Source organism: Microvirga sp. (assembly GCF_014699075.1).
In the GTDB taxonomy this organism is placed as follows: domain Bacteria; phylum Pseudomonadota; class Alphaproteobacteria; order Rhizobiales; family Beijerinckiaceae; genus Microvirga.
The window spans coordinates 1-25,004 of the sequence record NZ_JACXAB010000056.1; the positions used below are offsets into that span (position 1 = coordinate 1).

A 25,004-nucleotide genomic window follows, 5' to 3' on the forward strand; every position below is an offset into this window, starting at 1 on the left:
ATTGGGGACGACTACCCCCATTGGCCTGGGGTGAAGAAGGCCTTTGACGACTTCTTTATTGACCAAGGCAAGTTCCCCTTCGACGTCGACCGTTGAGGAAATCAATCCGGTCTGGCCGGCCAAGACAAGCCTGGCGGGGTATTCGCGACGGCCTCGTGGTCATTCTGTTCAATCCGAAGACGGCGGTCTTCTTCCTCGCCTTCCTGCCGCAAGACGTCGATCCCGCTCGCGACGCGTTGCCTTGGCAGATACTCATTCTCGGCCGGCGGTCCAGGTGGCCGCGCGAGCTACGGCAGGACGGTCCAGGTGGCGGTCGACGGGCCGGGGAGGGGCCGTACCGTGATCCGGGACTCAACCCACGACAGGTTCAGCCGCGCCTGGATCCTTTTGATCCGGCTGGTGCTGACGGCAGCTCTCGCTGACGGGCTGCGTACGGGAACCGCGAACCTTCAGGAACAGGATAACCGAGCTGAGCACCAAGCCAAGAGCACTGAAGATCAGCACAGGCGGGCTGCCGAGCGCAAAGCCGTAGATCGTCCACAGCAACAGCCCGATGGTGCGCACCGCGAACATCCGCAGTGAGATGGCCGCGACATCGCCGGTCCGGCAGCATTTCACGACCTGCGGCACGAAGCTGTAGAGACCAATGCAGCCGGCGGCGGATCCAACCAGAGTTGAGAGTGAGACGTCCATGGTTCAGCGCGCTCCCGCTGCCTTGAGGCCACGCAGCTTCAGCGCCAGGATAAGGCCGGCGAAGAGCACGTTGACGATATTGAACAGGATGACGGGCACGCTGGCGATCATCAGCCCGTGCACGATCCACAGGCCGTAGGCGGTCAGGGAGGCGATGTACATGCGCTTCGAGATCGCCTCGGTGTCCCCCTCGCGCCAAGCCTTGAGCACCTGCGGCACGAAGCTGAGGCTGGTGCACAGTCCCGCCCCCAGGCCCAATGCCGTCAGCCACCACGTCTGCATCGTTCACTCTCCTGTCACGTGAACGTCATGAACACGTCGGGGGTGGCGAGGTTCCCGGACAGGCAATCGTGCCGCACTCTTCCCCTGTTCCTGCCTTCAGGCAAGGGCTGTGCCAAAGGCACTTCAGACGTGGCAGAGACAAGGAGCCCCGCTCGGGCGGTCGAAGGGGGCCCAGTCCACAGAAGCTGGTCAAGGAGACCTGCGCGGGCGCAGGTTGCCTTCACAAGAGATCAACCGCACATCCTCATCAACGTTCCTCCGCAGCGTTGGATCGAAGAGGCAGCACGGAGCTTGGCAGTCGGAGGTACGAGAGCTATTCACCCGTGATCTTCATCTACGGCTTGGCCTTCATTCTCGGTGTAGGCAAGGCCTGCACCCTGCTGATCTGGCGTACCCTCCCGAGACCACGGCCGGGCTTGCGCCAGGAGATAAGGGAAGCTTGGCAGCGCAGGACCGGGAGAATGTCGCCCAGGAAGACGCCGTAGCATCCACCTAGCGGCCCGGACAATCATCCACCGACCTTGCCGACATCTCAGAACGGCTTGTCCCGGCCACGAGCTGCGGAGATCGGCCTTGACGACCCGTAATTCCAGTGGACGCCTGCCTACTTGCGCTTGTCGTTGTCGAAAACCTTGGGATGGCTCGTGGCCGTTCCGGAGGTGGTCGACGAACTGGTCGAGTCGGCAGCAGTGCTCCGCGACCGTCCGCGCATGAAGTACCAGATCAAGGCCGCAAGGATCGCCAGGCCGAGAATGATCCAGAGCCAGGAGGCACCGCTGCCGTCATCCGCCGACGCGGGAGGGGCAGGGGAGCCGGGCGTGGCAGGAGGGGCGGCCTGGGCAAGGGCCTCGCCGATCCCGGCGAGCGTCACGATCGTAAAAGCCTGGAGCCTGTTGAGCATCATGTGTCCTTCCACCCGCAAGGGCTGCAGATCAACGTCGGCCGGACGCCCACGTTCCTCACACGGCGAAAGCGCGAGCATCCCGACCCCATGACATTTCACCTGCCGGCCCTTCAAGATTTCAGAATGATTGACTGGATACTTTCTCGACTAATGGTGTTTGGGGCATAATGCTTGCTTCTTACCTCGGGAGGCGACAATGCGTAAGATCGCGCTGGTTGTTGCGTTCTGTTTGGTGGGGCTGCCTGCATCCGCCCAGGATAAAGCCGAGCTCCAGAAGGTGGCTGATCATTTCGTGGAGGCATACGCCAAGGGTGATCTCAACGCGGTTCTGAAACTCTATGCAGAGGATGCTTCCATCCTCCCGCCTCAAGCTCCTATGGCGAAAGGTCAGAGCAGAATCGCAGAGTTCTGGAAAGGCGAGGCGCAGCGAGCCGAACTCAAACAGGTCACCATCGTCGACGCTCAACCACTTGGCAATGACAGGGCGCACGTGATCTTCACCACAGTCGGGCGAACCAAGGGGCAATCACCCCAGGATTTCCAGGGCAAAGGCACGGCTCTGGTCCAAAAGGCCGGGAGTGACTGGAAAATGCTCGTCCATGTCTGGAACCGGAATGACGGAAACCAGTGAGGCGCTAGGAAGCGGCCCTTTGTGAGGAATAGTCAATCCCAGCAGGCAGGGTTTAGAGTAGCGTACTGTCGAGCGGACGGTTTGGAGAGATGATGTGCCGGGGAGGTGCCAATGGGCTGGACGGGGTCAGGAGCGCTGATCGCATGGCACGATGTCGAGCAAGGTCGCGAGACCGAGTACCTCGACTGGCACTCCCATGAGCACATGAGGGAGCGGCTCGCGATCCCTGGCTTCCTCCAGGGTCGCCGGTACTCCGTTGTCGGCTCTGGGCCGCAGTTTCTGGTCTTGTACACCGTCACAGACCTCGATGTGTTTACATCGCAAACCTACTTGGAGCACCTGAACCATCCCACGAACTGCACCCAGCAAGTGATGCCTGCGCTACGGAACATGAACCGGAGCCTGTGCCGAGTTGCTGCATCGAGCGGATCGGGTGCGGGTTGCTGTCTTCAAACCAACCGGTTCGCTCCTGAACCCGGACGCGAGGCGCATTTGCGCGGTGTATTGACGAGCGAAGCACAGTCGCTCGCGCACCAACAGGGCCTCTGTGCCGCTCATCTTTTGATTGCGGATCAGGATCGAAGCAGGGCATCAACCCGCGAAACAGCCCTTAGGGGTGGTCAAGATGCGATGGCCGACTGGGTGCTGCTGGTCGAGGGCTATGACGAAGCGGCAGTGGCACAAGACCGCTCCGGGCTGTTGCGGCAGAGCGGTGCTGGTCCGAGTGTTGCTGGTGATCTCTACAGGATGGATCACATCTGCTTCTGAGACGAGGCGTTCGCTTCCTGAGCACCAACTCCGCATACGTGGCGTCCTAATTGGGCTGATCAGGACGCCTTCGAGGCCGACCCGCAAAGATGCTCCACTACGGCATCTCTATGAGTATGGCTATGGAGCAGCTTCTGAGAATCACAGACCCTGACAGGCTTCTGGACCTGTGGACAACGGCTGAAGCCAAAGGGGCTCAGGACGGAGGGGCAATACCCCCTTTGCTTTGACTCTGGTTCGTTGCCGTACTTGCGAAGCCTGGGGTTGCTCGACACACTCCTGTAAAGCACAAATCACGGGAGGATCATCATGAAGCAGCAAGCGATGAACGTGTCGGGTCTCGATCTGCTTGATGCCTCGACCAAGATTAAGGCTCTGGCACAGGACACCCCAATGCGTCAGTCTCACAAGACACGCTCGCCTAAAGAACCGACAAATCCGATTTACCTTCTTGGCGCGATCACGATTGGCATTCCGGCTCTGGCGCTGATTGCGCTGATGGGGGCGAACCCTGCCATTGAGGCGGGGATGCTCGGAACTGTGACAATGTTTATTGTGTTCTCCGCGTTCATCACTGCTGCGGTGTTCGAGATCAAGCGGGTCGCTGACGGAAGCTCGGGCAACGAACAACACTGATGTAGAGGCTGGATAGGGAGCTATTTGCGCGCTCTCCTGCTGAAGGCGAGCCTCCTGCCGACGCAAACCGCTCTCGATATGGGGGGCGGTGGTCCGCTTTCCCTGTTGTCACTACAAGATCAAGGGTCTGTACAACTGATACTGACCTAGCAGTATCACGGGCTGCCGCCCCGCGTTGTGAAACGCTCCGTAGCCCACATTGCGGCTTGGGTGCGATTAGCAACGCCGATCTTGCGCAGGATAGCTTTGACGTGAACTTTGATCGTTGCCTCAGTAACATCAAGCTTTTTTGCGATGACTTTGTTGGGCTCACCCCGCATCAGGCATCGCAGTATCTCGGCCTCTCGCTTTGAGAGTTTGTGTATCCCCGGATCAATTGGCAATGGCTCTGCCTTAGGGGTGTCCTGATCCGACTTAGCGCCCGGAGCCATTTCGTTGAGCATCGAACGAATCAGCGCTCCCGGCAACAGCTTCTCGCCCATCATAATCAACTCAAGTGATTTGATCAGAACCTCACGATCACTCGTGGATAGACAGAAGCCATCAACTCCCGCGCCGAACCCGAATCGAATGAAGCTAACGTCGAAGTGACTAGCAACCATGACCACCCGAGCATCAGGCTGCTGCACTTTCAATCGCTTGATGATCTCAAGCGTGTTCTCCGAGGAGTTGCTGGCATCGACGATGAACAGATCAGGTTGCGTATAAAGGTGGGGTCGCCGAGGTGATGGCTTATCAGACCCTCCCTCTGAAACGACGAAGCCGGTATTAGCTAAGAGAACTTCGAGCCCTGTGGAAAGCAACGGGTTGTTGCAAATCAGAATGGTGACAAATTCTTTGCGGTCTTTAGCTGCCTTGCCAGACATTTACCCGCCTATCCCTGTACGCAGAACAAACCTTGTTCTTCAGAATATCAAGGGTGGGCAGGGGATCGGCCAAAGCAAGCAGCGCATCAGGATAGTAATCCCAACGAGTACTCTCTGCATCAGAAGAGCTATAGACCCATCGATTTGCCCCTGCGTTATGATGGCCTTTCAGTCTTTAGGAGGCTGTGTCGAGGTGCCAGTTTGGTCAGGTTCCTCAAGGATGCTCGCTTCAGGCGTTAACAGAACTTCTTCCTTCGGTGGCCCGTCACCCGGAACCTCAACCGTCTTGCAATCCTTTAGGACGGCATTCTGCATTTCAAGGGCGGACGCCTGTTTCAGGCAGGAATCATAGCTTGGAAACAGTTTATCCCAAGCTTGAGCGATATGCTGTTCAGCAGGGCTTGCACTGCTGAGGATGAGGATCAAAACGTACTTTACGGCCATGGGTGCACCGCTCCGACCTATGGAGAGTAAACTCGCCACTGGCGATGCCGTTCGCAATGCTGACCCCAAAAGATCAACCATTCTGAAATCACGCACCACTGTAGGGCTCCTTCGAAGCAAAACGTGGCCTTGCAGCAACACGCCACCTCCTCGGAGCGGAACTGAGGTCTGGCCTTCGGCGTATGCTCTATGATCCCGAAAGATGACCGGATAAAATAATCATATGGGGCACCTTGAGTACGATCATCCCCCACGGCTCTGTTGCATTAACTTCGCAAGGCACAAGCCCTAGCGTGTTTACTGGGCTGGCCACCTACCAGATCCTGTAGCTTGACAGGTTAATGCAACAGAGCCCCGGCGAATGAGCATGGCCTCGGGCATACGCTCGAGCCGGGTCTGCATCCGGTCAAGCACATCCTCGTGCTGCCAGCGCTTCACCCGTTTGTGCTTGTCCGGCGTGCATTGAGGCTTGAGGGCGCAACTCGGGCACGCGGTCAGGTTGCGGTAGTGGTCGATGCTGTCCCGCCGGTCTGAGCGCACCTTGCCCTTCGTCAGGTGCTGGCCCGCCAGGCAGGTGTAGTGGTCGTGCTCGGCGTCATAGACGAAGTCCTGCCCCGCGAAGAGACCGCGGTTGGTGTTGCCGGAGCTCTGGGTCTTGGGACAAAGGGCAGGACACCGGTGCCCTCGCAGGCCAGCACTTCGTCGCCGTTATAGTAACCTCGGTCGGCGAGCACGGTGAGTTCCTCACACGCCATCACGTCCCGGGCTTTCTGGCCCATCGCCAGCAGTTGCGTGCGGTCGTTGCCGACATTGGTCACCTCGTGCGCCACGATGAGATGGTGTTCGGTCTCCACCGCCATCTGCACGTTGTAGCCGACGATGCCGGTGCCTTTGCCGCTGGTGGCCATAGAGCGCACATCGGGATCAGTCAGAGAGATCTGCTGGTCGGGCGCAGCCTGCACCTGCTGCTCCATCTGCTTCAGAGACTGCATCGCCCGGCGCAGGCCCGCGATCTTCTGCTTCAGGCGGACGGTCCTGGCCTCGGCCTCCTCGCCAGCCTGCCGGTCGGCGCGATCCAGAGCGGCCAGGTAGCGGGCGATGCCGGCCTCGACCTGCTCGATGCGCTTGGCCACCTTGGCGGTGGTGAAGTTCTTGTCGCGGTTATTCACCGCCTTGAAGTTGGAGCCGTCGAGGGCCACCACCGCCCGAGTGAACAGGTTGAGCTGGCGGCACAGCCCGATGAACTGCGCACATGCTGCCCGGATGGCCGGTCCGTTGTCGCGGCGGAAATCGGTGATGGTCTTGAAGTCGGGCATCAGGCGGCCGGTCAGCCAGATCAGCTCGAGGTTGCGCTGGGTCTCCCGTTCCAGGCGGCGGCTTGACGGGACGCGGTTGAGATAGCCGTAGCTGTAGATCTTGAGCAGGGTCGCGGGATGATACGCGGGCCGGCCCGTCGCCTCTGGCACCACCCCGGCAAAGCCGAGAGCTGCCAGGTCCAGTTCGTCAACGAAGGCTTCGACGATGCGCACGGGATTGTCGGGCGCCACATAGTCGTCCAGGCAATCTGGGAGCAGGGTGGCCTGTCGGCGGTCTTCCCCTTCAACGAAACGCTTCATGGGAGCGGGTGCATGGTAACGCGAACTGCCCGTTTAAAGGATTTCACAACCGACGGGTATCCGGGCTGTGGGCTGCCGGTGCAGGTTCTGGCGGAGGATCACGTCGGGACATACATCCTTCCACTCCCGTGTGAACGCATGAGCGGGGAGTGGCGGAATGGGACGATCGGGGAGGCAGTCCAGGCCAGCATCATTGCATGGCGTGAGTTTCGGGTGAAGAGCAGAGATCCACGGCATCGCTAAGCAGCCCAGCTAAGCGAGAAAAGACGCCAACTATCCTAATCCGAGAGTCCTGGGGCCGACACCGCATGCAACTCCGACTTAATATCAAACCCAAATGTGATCATCGCCTCGCTGAGAGCCGAGCCTATACAAACGGGTGAGGCCGATTAAGTGTACCTGAACCGTCGTACAGATCCGACGCGAGACAGTCGTCACTCTCAGGCTAACACAGAGTAATCGCAAGTTTATGACACTTCAATGTTCCGCTATGCCTCTGCAGGTGTTACGCTCCGAGCCCAACGTTTAGGAGAAGCAGCTATGGCCAAAGGTGAACAGCGCGGTAACCGGGAGGCGAAGAAGCCAAAGAAGGAAAAGGCGAAGACGATAGCCGCTGCACCTTCGACAAAAGGAACTGTGGGCTCAAGCGCCGGATCCAAGAAGTAGTTCTCGCTGCAGCCGATATAGCTCGCCTTGCCGCTTCAGCAGCCATTTGCCACGGCTTGCGCTCGAAGTCGGAGCTCTTTTGGTTAGGTTACAACCCTAGCCACGTATCAGCGGAGGAGGGCGGCCGGCTTCGAGCAGTTGCACAAGACCTATTCCGTTGAAGATGCTTCCTTGGTGCTGTAGAGTACGACACAGGTGCGCCACCACCTTCGTCCCGGACACCGCAAGCCTCGCCGCAACTTGAGGAGTGGCAAGGCGATGGCGGCAGCAGCCTTGGCCCATCTCATCCGATCGCCTGGCGATGCATGGAGCGGGAGCCCGTCTGGGGCTAAGGGCAGGCACCATCGCACTGAGCCTCGCGCTCCGCGCACGAGCTCGTCGGCGAGCGCCGCTCAATGCTTGCGAGCTTGTACCAGGTAAACGGGTATGGTCGTCTCCCCGAGTGCCTTACAGGCCTCCAGTCGATGCAGCCCCTCAACCAGGACAAAACGTTTGCCATCGGGTCGCACCAGGATAGGTACCTCTTGCCCTTTGGCCAGCATGCTCTCGGCAAGGGCCTCAACCTTCTGCCGATCAAGGATTTGACGCCGTTGGACGGGCACATAGACATCCTGGATGGCAACGATCTGCTTTTTCATCATCTCTGCTGCTCCAGCGTCATGACATGTTAAGCCGGAGCTTAGGCACTGCTGATCGGGTTGCATAGGAGCCGGTCCCACATGAGACGTTCATGCTGGATTATGGTTTCGTTTGCGATGAACCAAGTGCGAACTGCCTGCTGGCGCGAGGCTTCCCACGCACAGTGAACGGATTCCTTCTTCGACAGACACGATTGTAGATCTTGTGCCTAGTAATCAGGTCGGCGAGGCCCTATATCAGGCAGGTCAGGTTCGCCTGGCTATGATCGTAGAGGCAGAGTGGAATAGGCGTTTAGGACGCGGGTTCGATTCCCGCCGCCTCCACCACAAGCACACCGGCCGTCCAGGTACCGCAAGACGGGTTTTGGGCGAAATGGCCTTTCGTTGAGGTCATGCCGCTGCCCCGGTGTGTTTGTGATGGGGGCGACATGGGTTCGACTGGGCGCAATAAAGGCTAGGCTGCGATTAGGCTGAGCTACGGCCTTAACAGTGCAAAACTCATAAATGCCAACGATAACGTTGACATGGGTGCGGTGCGCCTCGCGGCGTAACCATCCGGGGCTCGGGAAAGCCTAGCAACAGAAACGGCACCTTCGGGTGCCGTTCCCATTTCAGGCCCTTGGCCTTCTCGGCTCACGCTGAGCCCCATAACAGAGAGACGAAAAACATATGTCGGAGATTCAGGTGGGCGGCTTTATCCGCGTTCCCAAAGGAACCATGGTCTACCCGACCGGTGATGGGGTCGAGGCTCCGGCCACACGCGGTCAGGTCGTAAAGGTGGCCGATATCTTCGACGTGGATGTGAAGAGCGACAACTTCTATCTGCTTCTGCCGGACGAGATGCGGTTGCGCTACTTTGAGGCCAGCGGTGGCAAACGTCCGATCGATCAGGACATTCTGGAGTTCACTGATCGCCTTACGAAAGGCACTTATCGGGCAGTGGAGTGGTCGAGCAAGTGGGCACTGATTGCCGATGTTGAGCCTGCCGAGGCTCCCGCTCGTGCCAAGGCGGCAAAGACGGTCAAGAAGCCGGCGAAGAATCCACTCACGAAGCAGCAACAGATGGTGACCGGGTCCGTCTGGCGCTTCACCCAGGATGTGGAGCTCCGCTACAAGGTTCGTAACCCCGCGTACGCTGCCATGCGCGATGACATCGACAGTGGCCTTCGACAGCTGCCTCCCCACGCCCGGACACAAGCGGTCGAAGCGAAGCTGAATGAGCTCGGCATCACGGATTATATCGATGAGCCCTGGGGGCAGGTGACCGCCGGTGAGACCTTTACGGTTCGTGGCAAGCTGACCTCCGGCTTCGCGGGTGGTCAAGATGTGCCGATGCTGTTCCGAGGCGAGAAATTTACGCTGCCCTACGCCGGACTTGACCCCTTCATCGAGCTGGTGAATGGGCTCTCGAGCTGAAGGGCGACCTCAAAGTCATTAAAATTTTGGGTTTGGTGGACAGGTGCGCAAACAAACGAACTGGTTGCGCACCGCCTCTGCTAGACAACCGGAACCTGGTGGATGGAGCTATCTCCCGCTAGCTTTCCCAGAGCCCCGTTGATCCTCTCCCAGACCGACCCGTTCTGTTGAAAGCAGTCGAGGAAGGCTCAGGCAATCCGTAAGCGACGTTTCCCTCACACCTGGAAGAGAGGTCTTCACCGGCGCCGGCTCTGTCAGCATGAGGGGTTGCGGTGGCTGCAACAGGGGAGGGGCATACGTCCATCGTCTCCCTCGTTGCGCGCTCCGAGCTGGGTCATCCTCCCTGTTTGATCGCAATCCAGATAGTGTGTCTTGCGCCTCGACGTGTTCCATGTGCGCGAGCACCGACCTCATCTGCGCTAAACCCCACCTTGCGCAAGCGCTGGGTGAAGGCTTGAGCCGGTGCCGACGACCACACAGCCAGGACGCCGCCAAGTGTCAGCGCCGTTCGAGCGGAACTCAGTCCTGGCAACTCGTAGAGGCTATCATTAGCCTTGCGTGTCAGTCCCTCTTGATCTTATTAGACGTCCAGCATCTCCTTCGACGAAGCTGACGCGCGGATCTGTCGGGCTATCGCCGAATACTTCAGCCATAAGACCCCGCGCCCATGCCACAACAGCCGGCAGTAGTTCAGCCACAGTAACCTGAGCATCAGGGCCGAGTTCGGCGAGCGCAGTGCGAAGCGTAAAGCCTATCCCCAGCCCACCAATAAGGATCTGCGGCTTCTGACGATCCTGAGCTCTCGAACATGACAATCGAGCAAGCGCCTCCTCGGAACCGCTGAGGCGGCTATTCATCAGCTCGTTGCTGCCCAACATGATGGAGAACTCGGCCCCACGCCTCTTGATGCGCAGATCACCGCCGTCACCGGGATCTTTGCCGTGTCGAGGAGGACCCAGGGGAGCATGAACAGCACTTCAGAAAGCGCTAGTGATTTTACTTGCCGAGCAAATGGCGGAAGTCGGCCAGCACCCGTTCGATCAGCTTGCGGCGGCGTAGATCGCTTGCATCTAAATTCTGCGCGAGGAGGCCAAGCAGGTAGCGTGCCTTCTCAGCCGCCTCGTGCCAATCAGTGGCAGGGGCGGCTGCGAGCAGATCCTCGAGTTCCGCCTGCCTCGTACGCAGTGCTTTCTGGTCGGCTTCGACTTCTGACCGGAGAAGCCGAAGGTCAGTGGCCATTTGGGCTGCCATGCCACGATGAGCATCGAGATTGGTCGGTTGATCAGTCGTCATCTGGTTTCTCCGTGTCCCTAACCTGCGCATCCACTGGTGAGTCGATCACTTAAGCACGTTCGATCAGTAGGCGAACCAATGTCTTGGCCAAACGCTCGTTCTGTCCAACGGGCTCAGGCGTCACATCGTGCCATTCATGTGCTCGAAGCGCCTATCGACCAGCGCGACGAGCTCTCGTTCCAGGTGCTCAAGGGATGGACGCAGATGTTGGCCTCGGGCTCCGGAATGATTGAGCGCCGCCAAGGGCGTGTGCCGCTGGTAATTGCTTCACGGCCATGTGTGCATGCTTCCATCCGGTTTCATAAACAGCGTTCCCGAGATTTCCACCGCGGGTTCTAGGCCTGGAAGGTCTCACAATGGCGCTCCTGCGACGTAAAGGCTTAGCCCGCTTCGGCACCTGAGAGCCGACGTTTCTTGGACTGTCGGAAGGTGACAGTTTGACCCGATGCCGACCTTAAGAAGTCACTTCGAACCTGACGATCATGGCCAAGTTTGATACTGCTAGCATCAAGGCGACACGGCGCGGGTGAGGCTCCGCCGCGCCAGAGCCCACAACTAGTTAGAGCTTAACTGCGCGACATGTCCAACGGCGGTTCGACGCTCTCAGCCAACGGACTCACATAAGGGGTGTCCCGCGTTCTCTCCACAAGGTCAGCTTTGGCAGCGGCAATCAGGGATGGATCGGTAATCGCGGCCATGCCAGTTGCGGCCATGGCCTTGGCAACATGCACCATTGCCTTGTGCGCCGCCGGCATTTTGCCTTGGGCCACGACCTGCCACGTGTGGAAAGGCGTGCCGATGGCCACGGTCGGAGCGTGTGCCTGAACGGTGGGGACAACCCAGCTCACGTCGCCGATATCGGTCGAGCCGATCATGGGCTTGCGCGGCGAGTCGAGGGGCGTCAGGAAATCGGCGAGAGGCGTATCGGTCTTCGGTTGCCCTATGGCCCGGTAGACGGATGCGATCTCCTGTTGCGACAAGGTTGCGCAGATCTTGCGCGCGAAGTCACGATCGGCGTCGTCGAATGGGGGTGGTCCAAGCTCCTCCATGACACTGTGAAGAGCATGTTCGAGCGGAGTGTTGCCAACTGTGTTGGAGACGGCGCTGACGATCCGCATCTCGACGCTGGTTTCCGTCATGAGGGCGGCTCCCTGCGCGATCTTGTGCACGCGCTCGACTAGGTCAAGCATGCCGGGCAGGTCTATGGCGCGGATTGAATAGCGCACGCGGGCATAAGCCTGCACCACGTTCGGTGCGATGCCGCCCGTATCGAGCAGGGCATAGTGCACACGGGCATCGGACGGCATGTGCTCGCGCATATAGTTCACGCCCACATTCATCAGCTCGACGGCATCGAGCGCGCTGCGTCCCAGATGAGGAGCGGCTGCGGCATGGGCTGCACGGCCCGTGAAAGCGAAGTCGGCGCGTGTGTTGGCCAGCGACAAAGCCGGTGCGACCTCCCAGAAGCTGTAGGGATGCTATGAGATCGCGATGTCGGCGTCGTCAAAGGCGCCGGCGCGAACCATGAAAGCTTTGGCCGCGCCTCCTTCCTCTGCAGGGCAGCCATAATACCTGACGCGACCCGGAATGCCCTTCTCGGCAAGCCAGTTCTTCAGGGCGACAGCGGCGAGCATGGCGCCCGATCCGAGGAGATTGTGTCCGCATCCGTGTCCGTGCCCGCCGGGTTCGATGGCACGATGCTCCGCAACGCCAGCTTCCTGGCTCAAGCCTGGGAGAGCATCGTATTCGCCCAGGAAAGCGATCACCGGGCCGCCTTCGCCCGCTTCGCCGATGACGGCGGTCGGGATGCCGGCAACTCCCTCGGTGACGTGGAAGCCCTGGTGGCGCAATTCCGCGGCATGTTCGGCAGCCGAACGAACTTCGGGCTTGTGCCCGTCGCCGACATGACCTTTTTCGCCCCGGCAAGAAACCGGCTGCTGCCAAATTCACCCACTGCTGCCTTCGCGCTCGCTGATGCCATCGTTTCTGCTATTGCTCGCGAGCGGCCTGATGCTGTCGCGGCTTTGAAAGAACTCAGCGAAAGTCTTCTTTGGACCTTCTATCAGTAGATGGGACCACTTCAACTGATACCCTTCGCTTGACCGAACGTCTGGAAATGGCACATCGCGGAAGTACGCCGGATGTCTGCTTGAAGTAGGAATACCGGACGTTCATTCCGTCGGCCCAACGTTACACATTGACCCGGAACAGACCTTGCGAACTAGTGGAGCCAAGACGCCTGTAGAGCTCAGGTTGATGGCAAAATTGGATAGTATCCGTCGGGCAGGGTGCCATGAGGTGCTGTCAGCGCCGCATCGATACGATGATGGCTTACTCCAGTGCTGCACCCACCCCTCAATAAGTCCATCAGGTGGAACTAGATGCCTAAATTTTGAGCAGCGTGTCCCAGGGTCCTGGTAGGCTCCAGCGGATATTTTTGGCCTGAAACTTGCTTGCTGTCTTATGTGATGATCGGCATCGAGAGTTTCCAACAACTTGACTAAAGGCACTCAAACAGGTCAGCGGCCTCTCCGTGTTGCAATCATCGAGGAGAATAGCGTCAGGGCCGCTATTCTCCTCGACGGCCTGCGGGAGGCAGGAGTTGCTGACGTTGAGGTCATCGACACGATGACCCACATGCTTCGCCGGCTGAGCACCGTCGATCCGGACGTGATCATCATCGGAATCGAGAATCCCAGCCGGGACGTACTTGAACAGATGTTTCAGGTCTCCAAGCTCGTCTCCCGTCCAGTGGCCATGTTCGTAGACCGCTCCGACCATGGTATGATCCAGGCCGCTGTTGAAGCGGGTGTGTCGGCCTACGTTGTCGATGGACTACGCAAGGAGAGAGTGAAGGCCATCGTGGACATGGCGGTCAGCCGGTTCAACGCCTTCGATCGCCTGCAACGTGAGCTGGTGGCAACACGCAACGAACTAGCGTCCCGCAAGATCATAGAGCGTGCCAAGGGAATTCTCATGAGGACCCGGCAGCTCTCGGAGGAAGAGGCTTATGCACTTCTTCGCCAAACAGCCATGAACGAAAAAAGAAAGCTCGTCGACATTGCGCAGAGCGTCGTCACGGCGGCTTCGCTTCTGGAGAAATAATTGCGTGTTGGATTCTCAGGCATCTAGGGGGCGTTCCGTGAGTCAATCAGGATCATCGGACGATACGTCTTCCGGCAAGACAGGTCGGCCTTCGCCGGAGCGCTTGGTGCGCATTGGATTCATCCCGCTTCTCGATATGGCGGCGCTTGTCGCGGCGGAGGAGCAGGGCTTTGCCCGACGGGAGGGCATCCACCTGCAGCTCGTCAAGGATGTGTCATGGTCGAACATCCGCGACAGGCTGGCCTTCCGGCAGTTCGACGTCGCTCACATGCTGAGCCCAATGCCGGTCGCCTCCCAGCTGGGGCTCGGCTCAAATCCATATTCCTGCTTCACCCCCTTCGCCCTTGGACGTGGGGGAAACAGCATAACGCTTTCGCTCCACCTGTATCGTGAGATGCAAGAAGTCACCGGCCTCGACGGCTCAGAGGATGCGCTTGCAAACGCTCGCGCTTTGAAGGCCGTGATCGAACGAAGAAGGCAAGATGGTCGCAAGCCGCTCGTCTTCGCCATGACTTACCCGTTCTCTTCCCATAATTACGAGTTCCGCTTCTGGCTCGCGGCCGGAGGCATTGATCCAAACAGCGACGTCATGATGACCGTGGTCCCACCCCCGATGACGGTGGATGCCATGACGGCGCGGGTTATAGACGGCTTCTGCGTCAACGCCCCTTGGAACATGATCGCCGTCGAAAAGGGGGTTGGCCGAATTGTAGCCACTAAAGCGGACATATGGCCGTCCGCTCCGGAAAAGGTGTTGGGCGTAAGCCCCGAATGGGCGGAGAAGAACCCGGAGATCCTGTCGCGCCTCATCGTGGCGCTGGATGCCGCTGCCCGCTGGTGCGACGATCCCGATAACCACGGCAGTCTGGCTGAGATGCTCGGAGATCCGGCGTATGTGGGCGCCTCGCCGGAGATGATCCTGCGACTTCTCAAGGGGGAGCTCACGGTCGATCCAAACGGCAGAATGCGATCGATGCATAGTTATCTGATGTTCTATGGGCAGGCTGCCAACTTCCCCTGGATCAGTCAGGCGCGGTGGATCTACAGCCAAATGATCCGTTGGGGGCAGACCGATCACACTGATGCCTACCTTGCTCGCGTTGAAGCCGCTTATCGACCCGATATATATCGCACCGCGCTCGTGGGATCCGCAAAGGTCATTCCTGTCGCCGACAGCAAGGTCGAGGGCGTAGGATCAAATTCAATCGTCGGTTCCGCCGCAGGCGATGACCTCGCCGCGGCTATGGATGCATTTATTGACGGGCGCGCTTTCGACCCAAACGACATCCAAGGTTACGTGAGTGGCTTTGGGATCAGGGCGAAGTAGACCGCAGTGACGGCGGATATGCGATAGGGCCTATACATTAGGCGAAGTGTGCACAAATAATGGACTTGAGCAAAATCCGTGCAGTGCTAAGCTTTTTCCCAAGGTTTGGTCAGACAATGAAGTCGTAGCCTGCCTTGATTAGCAGCGCCGATCAACGATGATTGGCCGCGCGTGCCTTTGAAGAGGCATTTTTCCGACAACGACGTCGCATGATCGATTGCAGTGCCGTTTCAGCGGTATGCGGTTCATCACGCGGCGTTTTTGCGTTCAGGCAAGGTCCTCGCGACCCCCATGGACGACCTGTGTCCGCATGGATATCTGGAGGTCATTGATGCTGCAGCCTTTGAGAAAGCCGACCGAAGTCGAACCCGGCCGCCTGGGCCGCCTCGCCAAGCTTCCGGTCTTTTTCGACTTACACGGCAAACGTGCCGTGCTCATTGGCGGATCGCCTGGCGCTGCCTGGAAGGCAGAGCTTCTCGCTGCGGCGGGAGCCCAAGTGAACGTCTATGCCACGGAGATCTGTCCCGAGATGGAGGCCCTGCTGGCTCGCGGAGCGGCGGATGGCTGTCTTACGCTGCATCGCCGGGGCTGGACGCCCGAGATCCTGAATGATGCCGCTCTTGCAGTTGCTGATCTCGAGGAGGAGGACGAGGCTGAAGCCTTCGCTTCGGCGGCGCGACGGTCAGGCGTCCCGATGAACGTGATCGACAAGCCGGGCTATTGCGATTTCCAGTTCGGCTCGGTGGTCAATCGCTCGCCGGTCGTTATCGGCATCTCGACAGACGGAGCCGCGCCGATTCTGGGCCAGGCCATCCGGCGTCGCATCGAGACGCTGCTGCATCCATCCCTGTCTTCGTGGGCTTCGCTGGCGAAGGCCATGCGTAAGCGCATCATGGAGCAATTGCCTCAGGGGTTGCCACGGCGTGCGTTCTGGGAGCGCTTCGCCGATCTGGCGTTCCAGGGCCGTCCGCCGGAGAACATGGGATCAAGTCTTGATGACGTGCTCAGACAGATTGCGTCGCGGCCCATTGGGGAAGTGGGACGCGTCACGCTCGTTGGCGCGGGACCGGGCGATGCGGAGCTGCTGACTCTCAAGGCCGTGCGGGCGCTTCAAGCGGCCGACGTCATTCTCTTCGACGACCTGATCTCGGAAGACGTGCTCGAGCTTGCCCGCCGCGAAGCGAAGCGCCTCATGGTCGGAAAGCGTGGGGGGCGTGCCTCCTGCGCGCAAGGAGACATCAACGACCTCATGACGCGTCTGGCTCTGCACGGAAAGCACGTGGTCCGCCTGAAATCCGGCGATCCCATGATCTTCGGACGAGCCGGGGAGGAGATCGAGCATTTGGAGCGCTCAGGCGTCCCTGTGGATGTGGTGCCGGGCATTACCGCCGGCATCGCTCTGGCATCGTCGCTGGGCGTGTCCCTCACTCATCGCGAGGTGGCGCAGTCAGTTCGGTTCGTAACTGGATGCGCAAAGACAGGACGTCTTCCCGACAATCTGGATTGGCGTGGCTTGGCGGATCCTCTCACCACGACGATCTTCTACATGGCGGGAGGAACGGCAGGCGCGATTTCCGCACGTCTCATTAAAGAAGGCTTCTCCCCGGACACACCGGCAGTGATGGTGTCAAACGTGTCCACGGACGACGAGCGCTGGACCGGCCCCATCGCGGAACTCGATCACGCAAGTGACCGGCGCGACCCATCGAAACCTGTCATCATCGGCATCGGGCGCGTCTTCGGCAGGGCCGGTCAGGTGAGTCTGGGGAGCGCACCCGCTTCCGCACAGCGGCTCTTGGCCGAAGCATAGAGACGGTAGGAGAGATCATGCTACAGGGTCGAAGAATAGCTGTGCCTGAAAGCCGCGAGCTTGATCTGTTCGTGAACATGCTCGAGCGGCACGGTGCGATTGCCGTCCGCTGTCCTCTAGTGTCGATCCACGACGTGGAAGATCCTGCCTCAATGCGGGCTTGGCTGAAGCGATTTGTCGAAGGGCAGCACGACAACCTTGTCCTCTATACGGGGGAGGGACTGAGCCGTCTCCTGGCATTCGCCCGGCGCAGCGGCATCGAAGCCGCCGTGATCGCGAGCCTTCGCCGGACGCGCAAGATCGCCCGTGGCCCCAAGCCCGCCAAGGTCCTGCGCGGCATCGGTGTCACACCGGATGTAATGGCGGAGGAGCCCACCACGGCCGGTTTGATTGCGACTTTGTCGGCGTTGGATCTGAGCGGCAGTTGCGTTGGCGTGCTGCTTTATCCTGGCGGTGAGCATCTGCTGGATACATTTTTGAAAAAGGCTGACGCCAAGGTCGATCCCATTCTCTCTTACCGGTATGCCTCGGAGCAGGATGACGAGCGGGTTGCCGGCCTCATTGACGATCTCATCGCCGGAGCCATCGAGCTGATCGCTTTCACCAGCACGGCCCAGGTGCGTCGCCTTCAGGACGTTGCGCAGCGGTTCGCGAGAACGGCGGAACTCGATACCGCGATGCGGCGGGCTCTGATTGCTGCCGTCGGCCCTGTCACCGCGCAGGCGGTCGAGAGGGCCGGCTGGCCTGTTGCGGCGATGCCGAAGGACAGCTTCCATCTCAAGCCCATGGTCGTCGCACTTGGCAGGAAGCTAGCGGCCGATACGAGTGCTATTTCTCTCGTGTGACTTGTCGTTCGATGACCTGATGCCTTCACCAGCCGCGTGGAGCGCCTCAAGCCCTTGGCGATAGGTGGGGAAGTCAAGCCTTACTCCCAGTTCGCTCCTGATACGCGTGTTCTGAACCCGCTTGTTGTCCTGATAGAAGGAGCGGGCCATTGGGCTGAGATCGACCTCTGCAAACGGCACCTCTGGCGGAGGCTGAAGGCCGAGAAGGTGCGCTGCGTACGCGATCACGTCCTGAGGAGGACTTGGCTCGTCATCGGCGACGTTATAGATCGCGTTAGGACTCGGGCGCTCGATGGATGCCATTAGAACCTGCGCGATGTCGGCAGTATGGATGCGATTGAAGACCTGTCCAGGCTTGATGAGGCGTCGCGCTGTTCCATCCGCGACTTTTTGGAGAGCGTTGCGACTCGGTCCGTAGATACCGGCGAGGCGGAAGATCTGAACAGAGAAAGCCGCGCTCCTTCCAAGCTTGAGCCACTGTTCCTCCGCGGCGATCCGGTGCCGGGAGCGTTCATTGACAGGGCTGCATGGAGTGTTCTCGTCAACCCAAGCACCGTCCACATTGCCGTAAACACCGACCGTTGATAGATACCCGATCCAGCGCAGGCGAGGAGCCGATGCGACGGCATGGGACAACGAACTCAGCACCGGATCGAAACCCAAAGCAGGCGGGATCGAAATAAGCAAGATGTCGGCGCGGCTAAGCTCATCGAAAATACCCGGATCATATCTCGCACTGTCGAAGAAATAAGGGGCGATCCCGAATGCCTGCAGCGCTTCTTCCTTTGTATCGGAACGAAACGTGCCGGCGATCCGCTCAAAGCGTTGCCGGTAAGCACAGATGAACTGCAGTGCAGAGTAACCAGGACCGAAGACGAAAAGATTCATGGAAATTTGAGAGGGGTGACCGGACGCTACTAGCCAGAGTTTATCGAAAAGGCGGGAAGCAGGCAAACTTGCGAACTGGGGCAGGCAGAGCCCCGCTCGGCTGTGCCACTCCTATTCAGCCTTGTTTCTCGGCCTCGTTGGTTGCTTTCATGACCTGCTTCTTCCGTAGCTCACATTAGACATGTAAGGAGGAAGTCTTCATGGTGATCACTCCCAGTGCAATAGGCTGATGATATGTTAGCCACCGTGCTTAATTTATCTCCTTGAGTAAAAAGCGTGCATTCTCTAACTTTTGAGAACAACGCGGGTCACGACAACGAAGTCCAAAGGCCTCGCTCGACAGTCTGATCAGACATATCAGACTGTTCTGCCTCTCAAATGGCATTGCTCCGACAACGACGTCGCATGAATCGATTGGGTGCTGCGCAAGCAGTACGTGGTCCCTTCAGGCGGCGGTTTTGTGCTTGCATCGTAGTGTCAAGGAGGCGTCGTGGATTTTCTATGTTCTCAGGGAGACTGGGATGCCCAAGAAGCTCGTCGTTATCGGAAACGGTATGGCTGCCGGCCATGCGCTGGAGGAACTATTCAGTCGTTCGCCGGACGCTTACGAAGTCACGATTTTTGGCGCTGAGCCGCGCGTCAACTACAATCGCATCATGCTCTCGCCCGTCCTGTCCGGCGAGAAGGCTTACGAAGATATCCTGATCCATGACGATGCCTGGTATGAGGCCAACGGCGTCACCCCGCATCGCGGCAAGCAGGTTGTGCAGATCGATCGGGATGCGAAGCACGTAAGGGCTGCCGACGGCACGACGGCAGAATACGATCAGCTTCTGATCGCGACGGGATCGCTGCCGTTCATCATTCCAGTCCCGGGCGCGAGCTTGCCCGGAGTCGTCACATACCGCGACCAGGATGACGTCGAGTCCATGCTGGTCGCGGCTCGAAAGGGCGGGCGGGCTATAGTCATCGGCGGCGGGCTACTTGGCCTCGAAGCCGCCGCGGGCCTAAAGGCGCAGGGCATGGACGTCACGGTCCTCCACCTCATGCCGACCCTGATGGAGCGCCAGGTCGATCCTTCGGCGGGCTATCTCCTGCAGCGCGCGATGGAGGAGCGCGGCATCGCAGTTCGCTGCCGGGCGAACACTCACGCCATTCTCGGCGAAGCGCATGTCACCGGGGTCAAGCTCGACGATGGCACCGAGCTTCCTGCCGACATCGTCATCATGGCCGTCGGCATCAAACCTAACGCGGTTCTCGGCAAGGAAGCGGGCCTGGAGACGAACCGGGGCATCCTCGTGGGCGACAACATGCGCACCAGCGATCCAAACGTTCTCGCTGTGGGCGAATGCGTCGAGCACCGGGGAACCTGCTATGGCCTGGTCGCACCGCTCTACGAAATGGCCAAGGTGGTCGCCGCGCAGCTCGCAGGCGACGCGACAGCCAGCTATACGGGTTCGGTTACGGCAACGAAGCTGAAGGTCACGGGTATCGACCTGTTCTCCGCGGGGGATTTCAGCGAAGCCGACGACAGACAGGATATCGTCCTGCGCGACGTGGCCCGGGGGATCTACAAGCGTGTCGTTCTCAAGGGCAACCACATCGTCGGCGCGGTTCTCTACGGCGAGACTGCGGATGGCTCCTGGTTTTTCGACCTCCTGCGCAAAGAGACCGATGTATCAGAGCTGCGCGACACGCTGATCTTTGGGCAATCCTATGCTGGAGGCGCTTCGCTCGATCCCACGGCGGCCGTCGCAGCCTTGCCGGACGACGCCGAGATCTGCGGCTGCAATGGCGTGTGCAAGAGCAAGATCGCTCAGACAATCAACGAGAAGGGCCTGTCGACGCTTGCCGACGTGCGGGCGCATACCAAAGCCTCCGCCTCCTGCGGAACCTGCACGGGTCTGGTCGAGCAGGTAATGGCGTTGACGCTGGGGGACAAGTTTTCCCGCGCCGCCACCGAGCCCATGTGCGGCTGCACCGATCTGGGCCACGATGAGGTGCGCCGCCTCATTGGGGTGGCGGAGCTGAAGTCGATCCCGGCCGTCATGCAGGAGCTCGGCTGGAAGACCTCCTGCGGCTGCGCCAAATGCCGGCCTGCCCTGAACTACTATCTTCTGTGCGACTGGCCGGAGGAATACGAGGATGACGGCCGCTCCCGCTACATCAACGAGCGCATCCACGCCAACATTCAGAAAGATGGCACCTACTCCGTCGTTCCGCGCATGTGGGGTGGCCTCACGAATCCGCGGGAACTACGTGCGATCGCGGATGTCGCCGACAGGTACAACATTCCGACGGTGAAGGTCACGGGCGGTCAGCGTATCGACCTGCTGGGTGTGCGCAAGGAGGATCTCCCCGCTGTCTGGGCAGACCTCAACGAGGCCGGCATGGTCTCAGGCCATGCTTACGCCAAAGGCCTGCGCACGGTGAAAACCTGTGTCGGTAAGGAATGGTGCCGCTTCGGAACACAGGATTCCACCAGCCTGGGCGTCAAGATCGAGAGATTCATGTGGGGCTCCTGGACGCCCGCGAAGTTGAAAATGGGGGTCTCTGGCTGTCCTCGTAACTGCGCGGAAGCGACCTGCAAGGATGTCGGCGTGATCTGCGTGGACTCAGGATTCGAGATCCATTTCGCGGGAGCGGCCGGCCTGCACATCAAGGGCACGCAACTGCTCTGCAAGACTGCCGGGGAGGACGAGTGCATCGAGGTCATTGCGGCCTTGACCCAGCTCTACCGCGAGCAAGGTCATTACCTGGAGCGCATGTACAAATGGGCCGATCGCGTCGGCCTAGATGCGATCCGCGGGATCGTGGTCGAGGACCACGACAAGCGCCGCGCCCTCTTCGAGCGCTTCGAAATTTCGCAACGCAAAGCGCAAATCGATCCGTGGGCCGAGCGGGCAGCCGGACGCGACGCGCACGAGTTCAAACCTATGGCTAATTTCACTCTGGCGGAGGCAGCAGAATGAGCGATTGGATCGACGTGGGCGCAGTCGAGGATGTGCCGGCTCTTGGATCCCGCATCGTGCAGGCACCCGGAGGAAACATCGCGGTGTTCAAAGCGGCCGACGGTACTCTCTTCGCGCTTCGGGATCGCTGCCCCCATAAGGGCGGCCCCCTTTCGCAGGGCATCGTGCACGGCCATTCCGTGACCTGCCCCCTGCACAACTGGGTAATCAGCCTTGAGAGCGGCGAAGCGCAGGGTGCTGACCAAGGATGCGCTCACAAAATTCCGCTGCGAGTCAACGGTGCGCGCATCCTGCTCGCGGCTTCAGCCCTCTTGCCCAATGCGGCATGAGAATTCCAGTACGGGTTAACCTAGACGCAATCCCCCTTGCAGCCACTCGCTGAACTTCGGCTGCTCTACACTCAGGAAAGGAACCACGATGGCTTACCTCGCACCTGCCGAGTTCGTCACCAAAATGGTCGATGCCGGCGAATCGAAGATCTTCATGTCAACTCGGGACACGATGATCCGCGCCTATATGGCCGGCGCCATTCTGGCGCTTGCAGCCGCCTTTGCGGTTACCGTCACTGTCCAGACCGGCCAGCCCCTCGCCGGTGCAATCCTGTTTCCGGTGGGCTTCTGCATGCTTTACCTGATGGGCTTTGACCTGCTCACCGGCGTTTTCATGCTCACCCCTCTTGCTCTCATCGACAAGCGGCCGGGTGTAACCACAGCTGGTATCCTGCGCAATTGGGGTCTCGTGTTCGTAGGAAACTTCGCTGGCGCGTTCACAGTCGCTGTAATGATGGCGATCATCTTTACGTTTGCCTTCACTCAGGAGCCCGACGCGGTCGGTCAGAAGATTGGCGTGATCGGGGAGGGCCGCACTGTAGGATACGCAACCCATGGTGCTGCAGGCATGCTGACGCTCTTCATCCGTGGCGTATTATGTAACTGGATGGTTGCAATGGGTGTCGTAGGAGCCATGATCTCGACCTCGGTCTCGGGCAAGGTGATCGCCATGTGGATGCCGATCATGTTGTTCTTCTACATGGGTTTCGAGCACTCCATCGTGAACATGTTCCTCTTCCCTTCGGGCCTGCTGCTCGGCGGCAATTTCTCGGTCATGGATTATCTGATCTGGAACGAGATCCCGACTGTCATCGGCAACCTCGTCGGCGGCTTGGCCTTCGTCGGCCTGACACTCTACTCGACCCATGTGCGCACCGGTGCGAAGCGCAACACCGATCTCGGAGTTCGTATGGCCGCTTTCCCCGCCGAGTGATCGAACGCAGACTGGAGCCCCGCCCGAGAGCGGGGCTTCCACTGATGGTGTTTCCATGACGCGCCCACTGACCATCTCGATCGGGCAGCACTCCGAAAGAGGGCTTAAGGAAACCAATCAGGATTTCCACGGCGCCTTGATCCCGAATGGATCCGCCCTCGCCCTCAAGGGTATTGCCATCGCGGTTGCGGACGGGATCAGCACAAGTTCCGTAAGCCACATCGCCGCGGAATCGGCGATCAAAAGCTTTTTGACAGACTACTATTGCACCTCGGATGCCTGGTCCGTCAAAACGGCAGCGCAACGGGTTATCAGCGCGACCAACTCATGGCTTCATGCGGAAACACGACGCAGTCAATACGCCAGCGACATAGACAGGGGGTATGTCTGCGCTTTCACCGCGATGGTCTTGAAATCGTGCCTCGCGCACATCTTCCACATCGGTGATTGTCGCGTGAGCCGATTGGCCGGTTGCGCTCTGGAGCCGCTGACTGACGACCACCGTATCAATGTATCTTCCCAACAGAGCTATCTTTCCAGGGCTCTAGGCGCAAGGCCGAGCGCGGAAATCGACTATCGCACTGTGCCGCTGCAGGCGGGCGATCTCTTTATCCTCTCAAGCGATGGTGTGCATGAGCACGTTAGTGGCACCATGGTTGCAAGAGCCGTCAAAGCACATGCAGACGACCTTGACCGTGCCGCACGCCTGATTGTGGAAGAGGCGCTGCGGGCAGGTAGCCGCGATAATCTGACGGTTCAAATCGTGCGGATCGATGCAGTGCCTAATGGGGAGGCAGGCGATATCATGGCCGAAGCCGCGGACCTCACGCCGCCGGCGATCCCGCAAACGGGCGTCTTGCTGGACGACTACAGGATTTTGCGTGAACTCCATTCCAGCAGCCGCAGTCACGTCTATCTGGCTCTCGACACACCAACCGATACACACGTGGCTCTCAAGGTTCCATCAACCGATCTGCGGCATGATCCCGACCATCTGAGGCGCTTCATGATGGAGGAGTGGATCGCGAGGCGTCTGAACAGCCCCCATGTCCTCAAGGCTCTGCCTCACTCTCGTAAGCGGAGCCATCTCTATGTGGTGACGGAGCTCATCGAGGGCCAAACGCTGGCTCAGTGGATGATTGATCATCCACGCCCGGAGCTGGAGACCGTTCGTGAAATCGCCGAGCAGATCGCCAAGGGCCTGCGCGCATTTCACCGCCTCGAGATGGTGCATCAGGATGTGCGCCCACACAATATCATGATCGACACAGCCGGTACGGTGAAAATCATCGACTTCGGGTCTACGCGTGTTGCCGGAGTCGTCGAGTCCGCGCCGCAGACGGGTTGTGACGATATCCTCGGCACAGCGCAGTACGCGGCTCCCGAGTATTTTGTGGGAGAGCGAGGTACCTGGCGGTCTGATCTGTTCTCGTTTGGTGTGATTGTCTACCAGATGCTTACCGGCCAGCTTCCTTATGGCGCCGAGGTTCCAAGGACACGCAGCAGAGCACAGCAGAACCTGCTGCATTACGTTCCAGCGTCAGAGATCAACCCACAGGTGCCGGACTGGATGGATCAGGCGTTGCGCAAAGCCGTGCATCCGAACCCCAGGAGGCGGTACGATGCGATTTCAGAGTTTACATTCGATCTGCGCCAGCCCAATCCGAACCTCCTGAAGATGGCTCGTGCGCCGTTAGCTCAACGTAACCCTGTCGTATTCTGGAAATGTGTCTCGAGCATTCTTGCACTGGCTGTTGCCCTTCTGCTGTGGCGCTTAACTCTCCACGGATGAGACAAGAGAAGCTCCGTCACGAGGTCATCCGCCGATGATAAAGGTCAGCTTCTGATGCTGTGGACGGCTCCCACCCCGCGGTGAGGTAGCATGGCTGCTTCGAGCAGCCAGGAGCCCAGGAGCAGCCCATGAGCACGGTCACCCCCATT

The 25,004-nt window shown here is 59.5% G+C and carries 20 protein-coding genes, 1 other RNA gene and 3 pseudogenes; 13 read left to right on the top strand and 11 right to left on the bottom strand.

Features of this window, described 5'->3' with window-relative positions:
* Nucleotides 1-351 precede the first annotated feature (351 nt).
* From IC232_RS27930 to IC232_RS27940, 3 genes are all read right to left on the bottom strand, one after another.
* Complete coding sequence (locus IC232_RS27930; RefSeq protein ID WP_190848225.1) at nt 352-693, bottom strand: SemiSWEET family sugar transporter; 342 nt, start codon at nt 691-693, stop codon at nt 352-354.
* A 3-nt stretch (nt 694-696) separates the two neighbouring features.
* Complete coding sequence (locus IC232_RS27935; RefSeq protein WP_190848226.1) at nt 697-975, bottom strand: SemiSWEET family sugar transporter; 279 nt, start codon at nt 973-975, stop codon at nt 697-699.
* A 604-nt stretch (nt 976-1,579) separates the two neighbouring features.
* Nucleotides 1,580-1,879, bottom strand: a complete 300-nt coding sequence (locus IC232_RS27940) for a hypothetical protein (protein ID WP_190848227.1) — start codon at nt 1,877-1,879, stop codon at nt 1,580-1,582.
* Nucleotides 1,880-2,075: 196 nt separating this feature from the next.
* Here IC232_RS27940 and IC232_RS27945 point away from each other — a divergent pair, with 196 nt between their 5' ends.
* From IC232_RS27945 to IC232_RS27955, 3 genes are all read left to right on the top strand, one after another.
* Complete coding sequence (locus IC232_RS27945; RefSeq protein ID WP_190848228.1) at nt 2,076-2,510, top strand: YybH family protein; 435 nt, start codon at nt 2,076-2,078, stop codon at nt 2,508-2,510.
* A gap of 285 nt (nt 2,511-2,795) precedes the next feature.
* The gene (locus IC232_RS27950; protein ID WP_190848229.1) at nt 2,796-3,278 is read left to right on the top strand and encodes a hypothetical protein; all 483 of its coding nucleotides are present in this window, start codon (nt 2,796-2,798) and stop codon (nt 3,276-3,278) included.
* Between the two features lie 309 nt (nt 3,279-3,587).
* A complete protein-coding gene (locus IC232_RS27955) occupies nt 3,588-3,914 on the top strand; it encodes a hypothetical protein (protein WP_190848230.1) in 327 nt (108 codons plus the stop codon).
* A gap of 155 nt (nt 3,915-4,069) precedes the next feature.
* Here the strand turns inward: IC232_RS27955 and IC232_RS27960 are convergent, their stop codons facing one another.
* From IC232_RS27960 to IC232_RS27975, 4 genes and pseudogenes are all read right to left on the bottom strand, one after another.
* Nucleotides 4,070-4,780 (bottom strand): LuxR C-terminal-related transcriptional regulator, encoded by a 711-nt coding sequence (locus IC232_RS27960; protein ID WP_190848231.1) that lies wholly within the window; start codon nt 4,778-4,780, stop codon nt 4,070-4,072.
* 168 nt (nt 4,781-4,948) lie between these two features.
* Nucleotides 4,949-5,224 carry a hypothetical protein gene (locus IC232_RS27965; protein ID WP_190848232.1) on the bottom strand — a complete coding sequence of 92 codons (276 nt, stop codon included), beginning with the start codon at nt 5,222-5,224 and terminating at the stop codon, nt 4,949-4,951.
* A 345-nt stretch (nt 5,225-5,569) separates the two neighbouring features.
* Nucleotides 5,570-6,840 (bottom strand): annotated as a pseudogene (locus IC232_RS27970) (IS1182 family transposase); the annotation flags it as partial.
* A 1,058-nt stretch (nt 6,841-7,898) separates the two neighbouring features.
* Nucleotides 7,899-8,147, bottom strand: coding sequence for a ParB N-terminal domain-containing protein (locus tag IC232_RS27975; protein ID WP_190848233.1), 249 nt, complete (start codon nt 8,145-8,147; stop codon nt 7,899-7,901).
* 203 nt (nt 8,148-8,350) lie between these two features.
* Here IC232_RS27975 and ssrA point away from each other — a divergent pair.
* Nucleotides 8,351-8,738: a transfer-messenger RNA gene (gene ssrA / locus IC232_RS27980) on the top strand.
* A 75-nt stretch (nt 8,739-8,813) separates the two neighbouring features.
* Nucleotides 8,814-9,560 carry a hypothetical protein gene (locus tag IC232_RS27985; RefSeq protein ID WP_190848234.1) on the top strand — a complete coding sequence of 249 codons (747 nt, stop codon included), beginning with the start codon at nt 8,814-8,816 and terminating at the stop codon, nt 9,558-9,560.
* Nucleotides 9,561-9,894: 334 nt separating this feature from the next.
* Here the strand turns inward: IC232_RS27985 and IC232_RS32655 are convergent.
* From IC232_RS32655 to IC232_RS27995, 3 genes and pseudogenes are all read right to left on the bottom strand, one after another.
* Nucleotides 9,895-10,527, bottom strand: a pseudogene (locus tag IC232_RS32655) (hypothetical protein).
* Nucleotides 10,528-10,556: 29 nt separating this feature from the next.
* The gene (locus tag IC232_RS27990; RefSeq protein ID WP_246812456.1) at nt 10,557-10,853 is read right to left on the bottom strand and encodes a hypothetical protein; all 297 of its coding nucleotides are present in this window, start codon (nt 10,851-10,853) and stop codon (nt 10,557-10,559) included.
* A gap of 566 nt (nt 10,854-11,419) precedes the next feature.
* A pseudogene (locus IC232_RS27995) lies at nt 11,420-12,799 on the bottom strand (M20 family metallopeptidase).
* A gap of 550 nt (nt 12,800-13,349) precedes the next feature.
* On the opposite strand from IC232_RS27995, the gene IC232_RS28000 reads away from it, so the two are divergent.
* The 4 genes from IC232_RS28000 (at nt 13,350) to IC232_RS28015 (ending at nt 17,940) form a co-directional block, all read left to right on the top strand.
* Nucleotides 13,350-13,958: an ANTAR domain-containing response regulator gene (locus IC232_RS28000; RefSeq protein ID WP_190848236.1), complete on the top strand. Its 609-nt coding sequence runs from the start codon at nt 13,350-13,352 to the stop codon at nt 13,956-13,958.
* Between the two features lie 37 nt (nt 13,959-13,995).
* Nucleotides 13,996-15,285, top strand: a complete 1,290-nt coding sequence (locus tag IC232_RS28005) for a CmpA/NrtA family ABC transporter substrate-binding protein (RefSeq protein WP_312895246.1) — start codon at nt 13,996-13,998, stop codon at nt 15,283-15,285.
* Nucleotides 15,286-15,616: 331 nt separating this feature from the next.
* Nucleotides 15,617-17,095: a siroheme synthase CysG gene (gene cysG, locus IC232_RS28010; RefSeq protein WP_190848238.1), complete on the top strand. Its 1,479-nt coding sequence runs from the start codon at nt 15,617-15,619 to the stop codon at nt 17,093-17,095.
* A 17-nt stretch (nt 17,096-17,112) separates the two neighbouring features.
* Nucleotides 17,113-17,940: a uroporphyrinogen-III synthase gene (locus IC232_RS28015; RefSeq protein WP_190848239.1), complete on the top strand. Its 828-nt coding sequence runs from the start codon at nt 17,113-17,115 to the stop codon at nt 17,938-17,940.
* On the opposite strand, the gene IC232_RS28020 is transcribed toward IC232_RS28015, so the two are convergent.
* Nucleotides 17,905-18,828, bottom strand: coding sequence for an SDR family oxidoreductase (locus IC232_RS28020; protein WP_190848240.1), 924 nt, complete (start codon nt 18,826-18,828; stop codon nt 17,905-17,907). The genes IC232_RS28015 and IC232_RS28020 overlap by 36 nt on opposite strands.
* 521 nt (nt 18,829-19,349) lie before the next feature.
* Between IC232_RS28020 and nirB the strand changes: the two genes are divergently transcribed.
* The 4 genes from nirB (at nt 19,350) to IC232_RS28040 (ending at nt 24,855) form a co-directional block, all read left to right on the top strand.
* A complete protein-coding gene (gene nirB / locus IC232_RS28025) occupies nt 19,350-21,800 on the top strand; it encodes a nitrite reductase large subunit NirB (protein WP_190848241.1) in 2,451 nt (816 codons plus the stop codon).
* Entirely contained in the window at nt 21,797-22,129 is a 333-nt protein-coding gene (gene nirD, locus IC232_RS28030; protein WP_190848242.1) for a nitrite reductase small subunit NirD, read from the top strand. Before nirB ends, nirD begins: the two co-directional genes overlap by 4 nt.
* Before the next feature lie 88 nt (nt 22,130-22,217).
* Nucleotides 22,218-23,063 (top strand): formate/nitrite transporter family protein, encoded by an 846-nt coding sequence (locus IC232_RS28035; RefSeq protein WP_190848243.1) that lies wholly within the window; start codon nt 22,218-22,220, stop codon nt 23,061-23,063.
* 55 nt (nt 23,064-23,118) lie between these two features.
* Nucleotides 23,119-24,855, top strand: a complete 1,737-nt coding sequence (locus tag IC232_RS28040; protein WP_190848244.1) for a bifunctional protein-serine/threonine kinase/phosphatase — start codon at nt 23,119-23,121, stop codon at nt 24,853-24,855.
* The last annotated feature ends 149 nt before the right edge of the window (nt 24,856-25,004 follow it).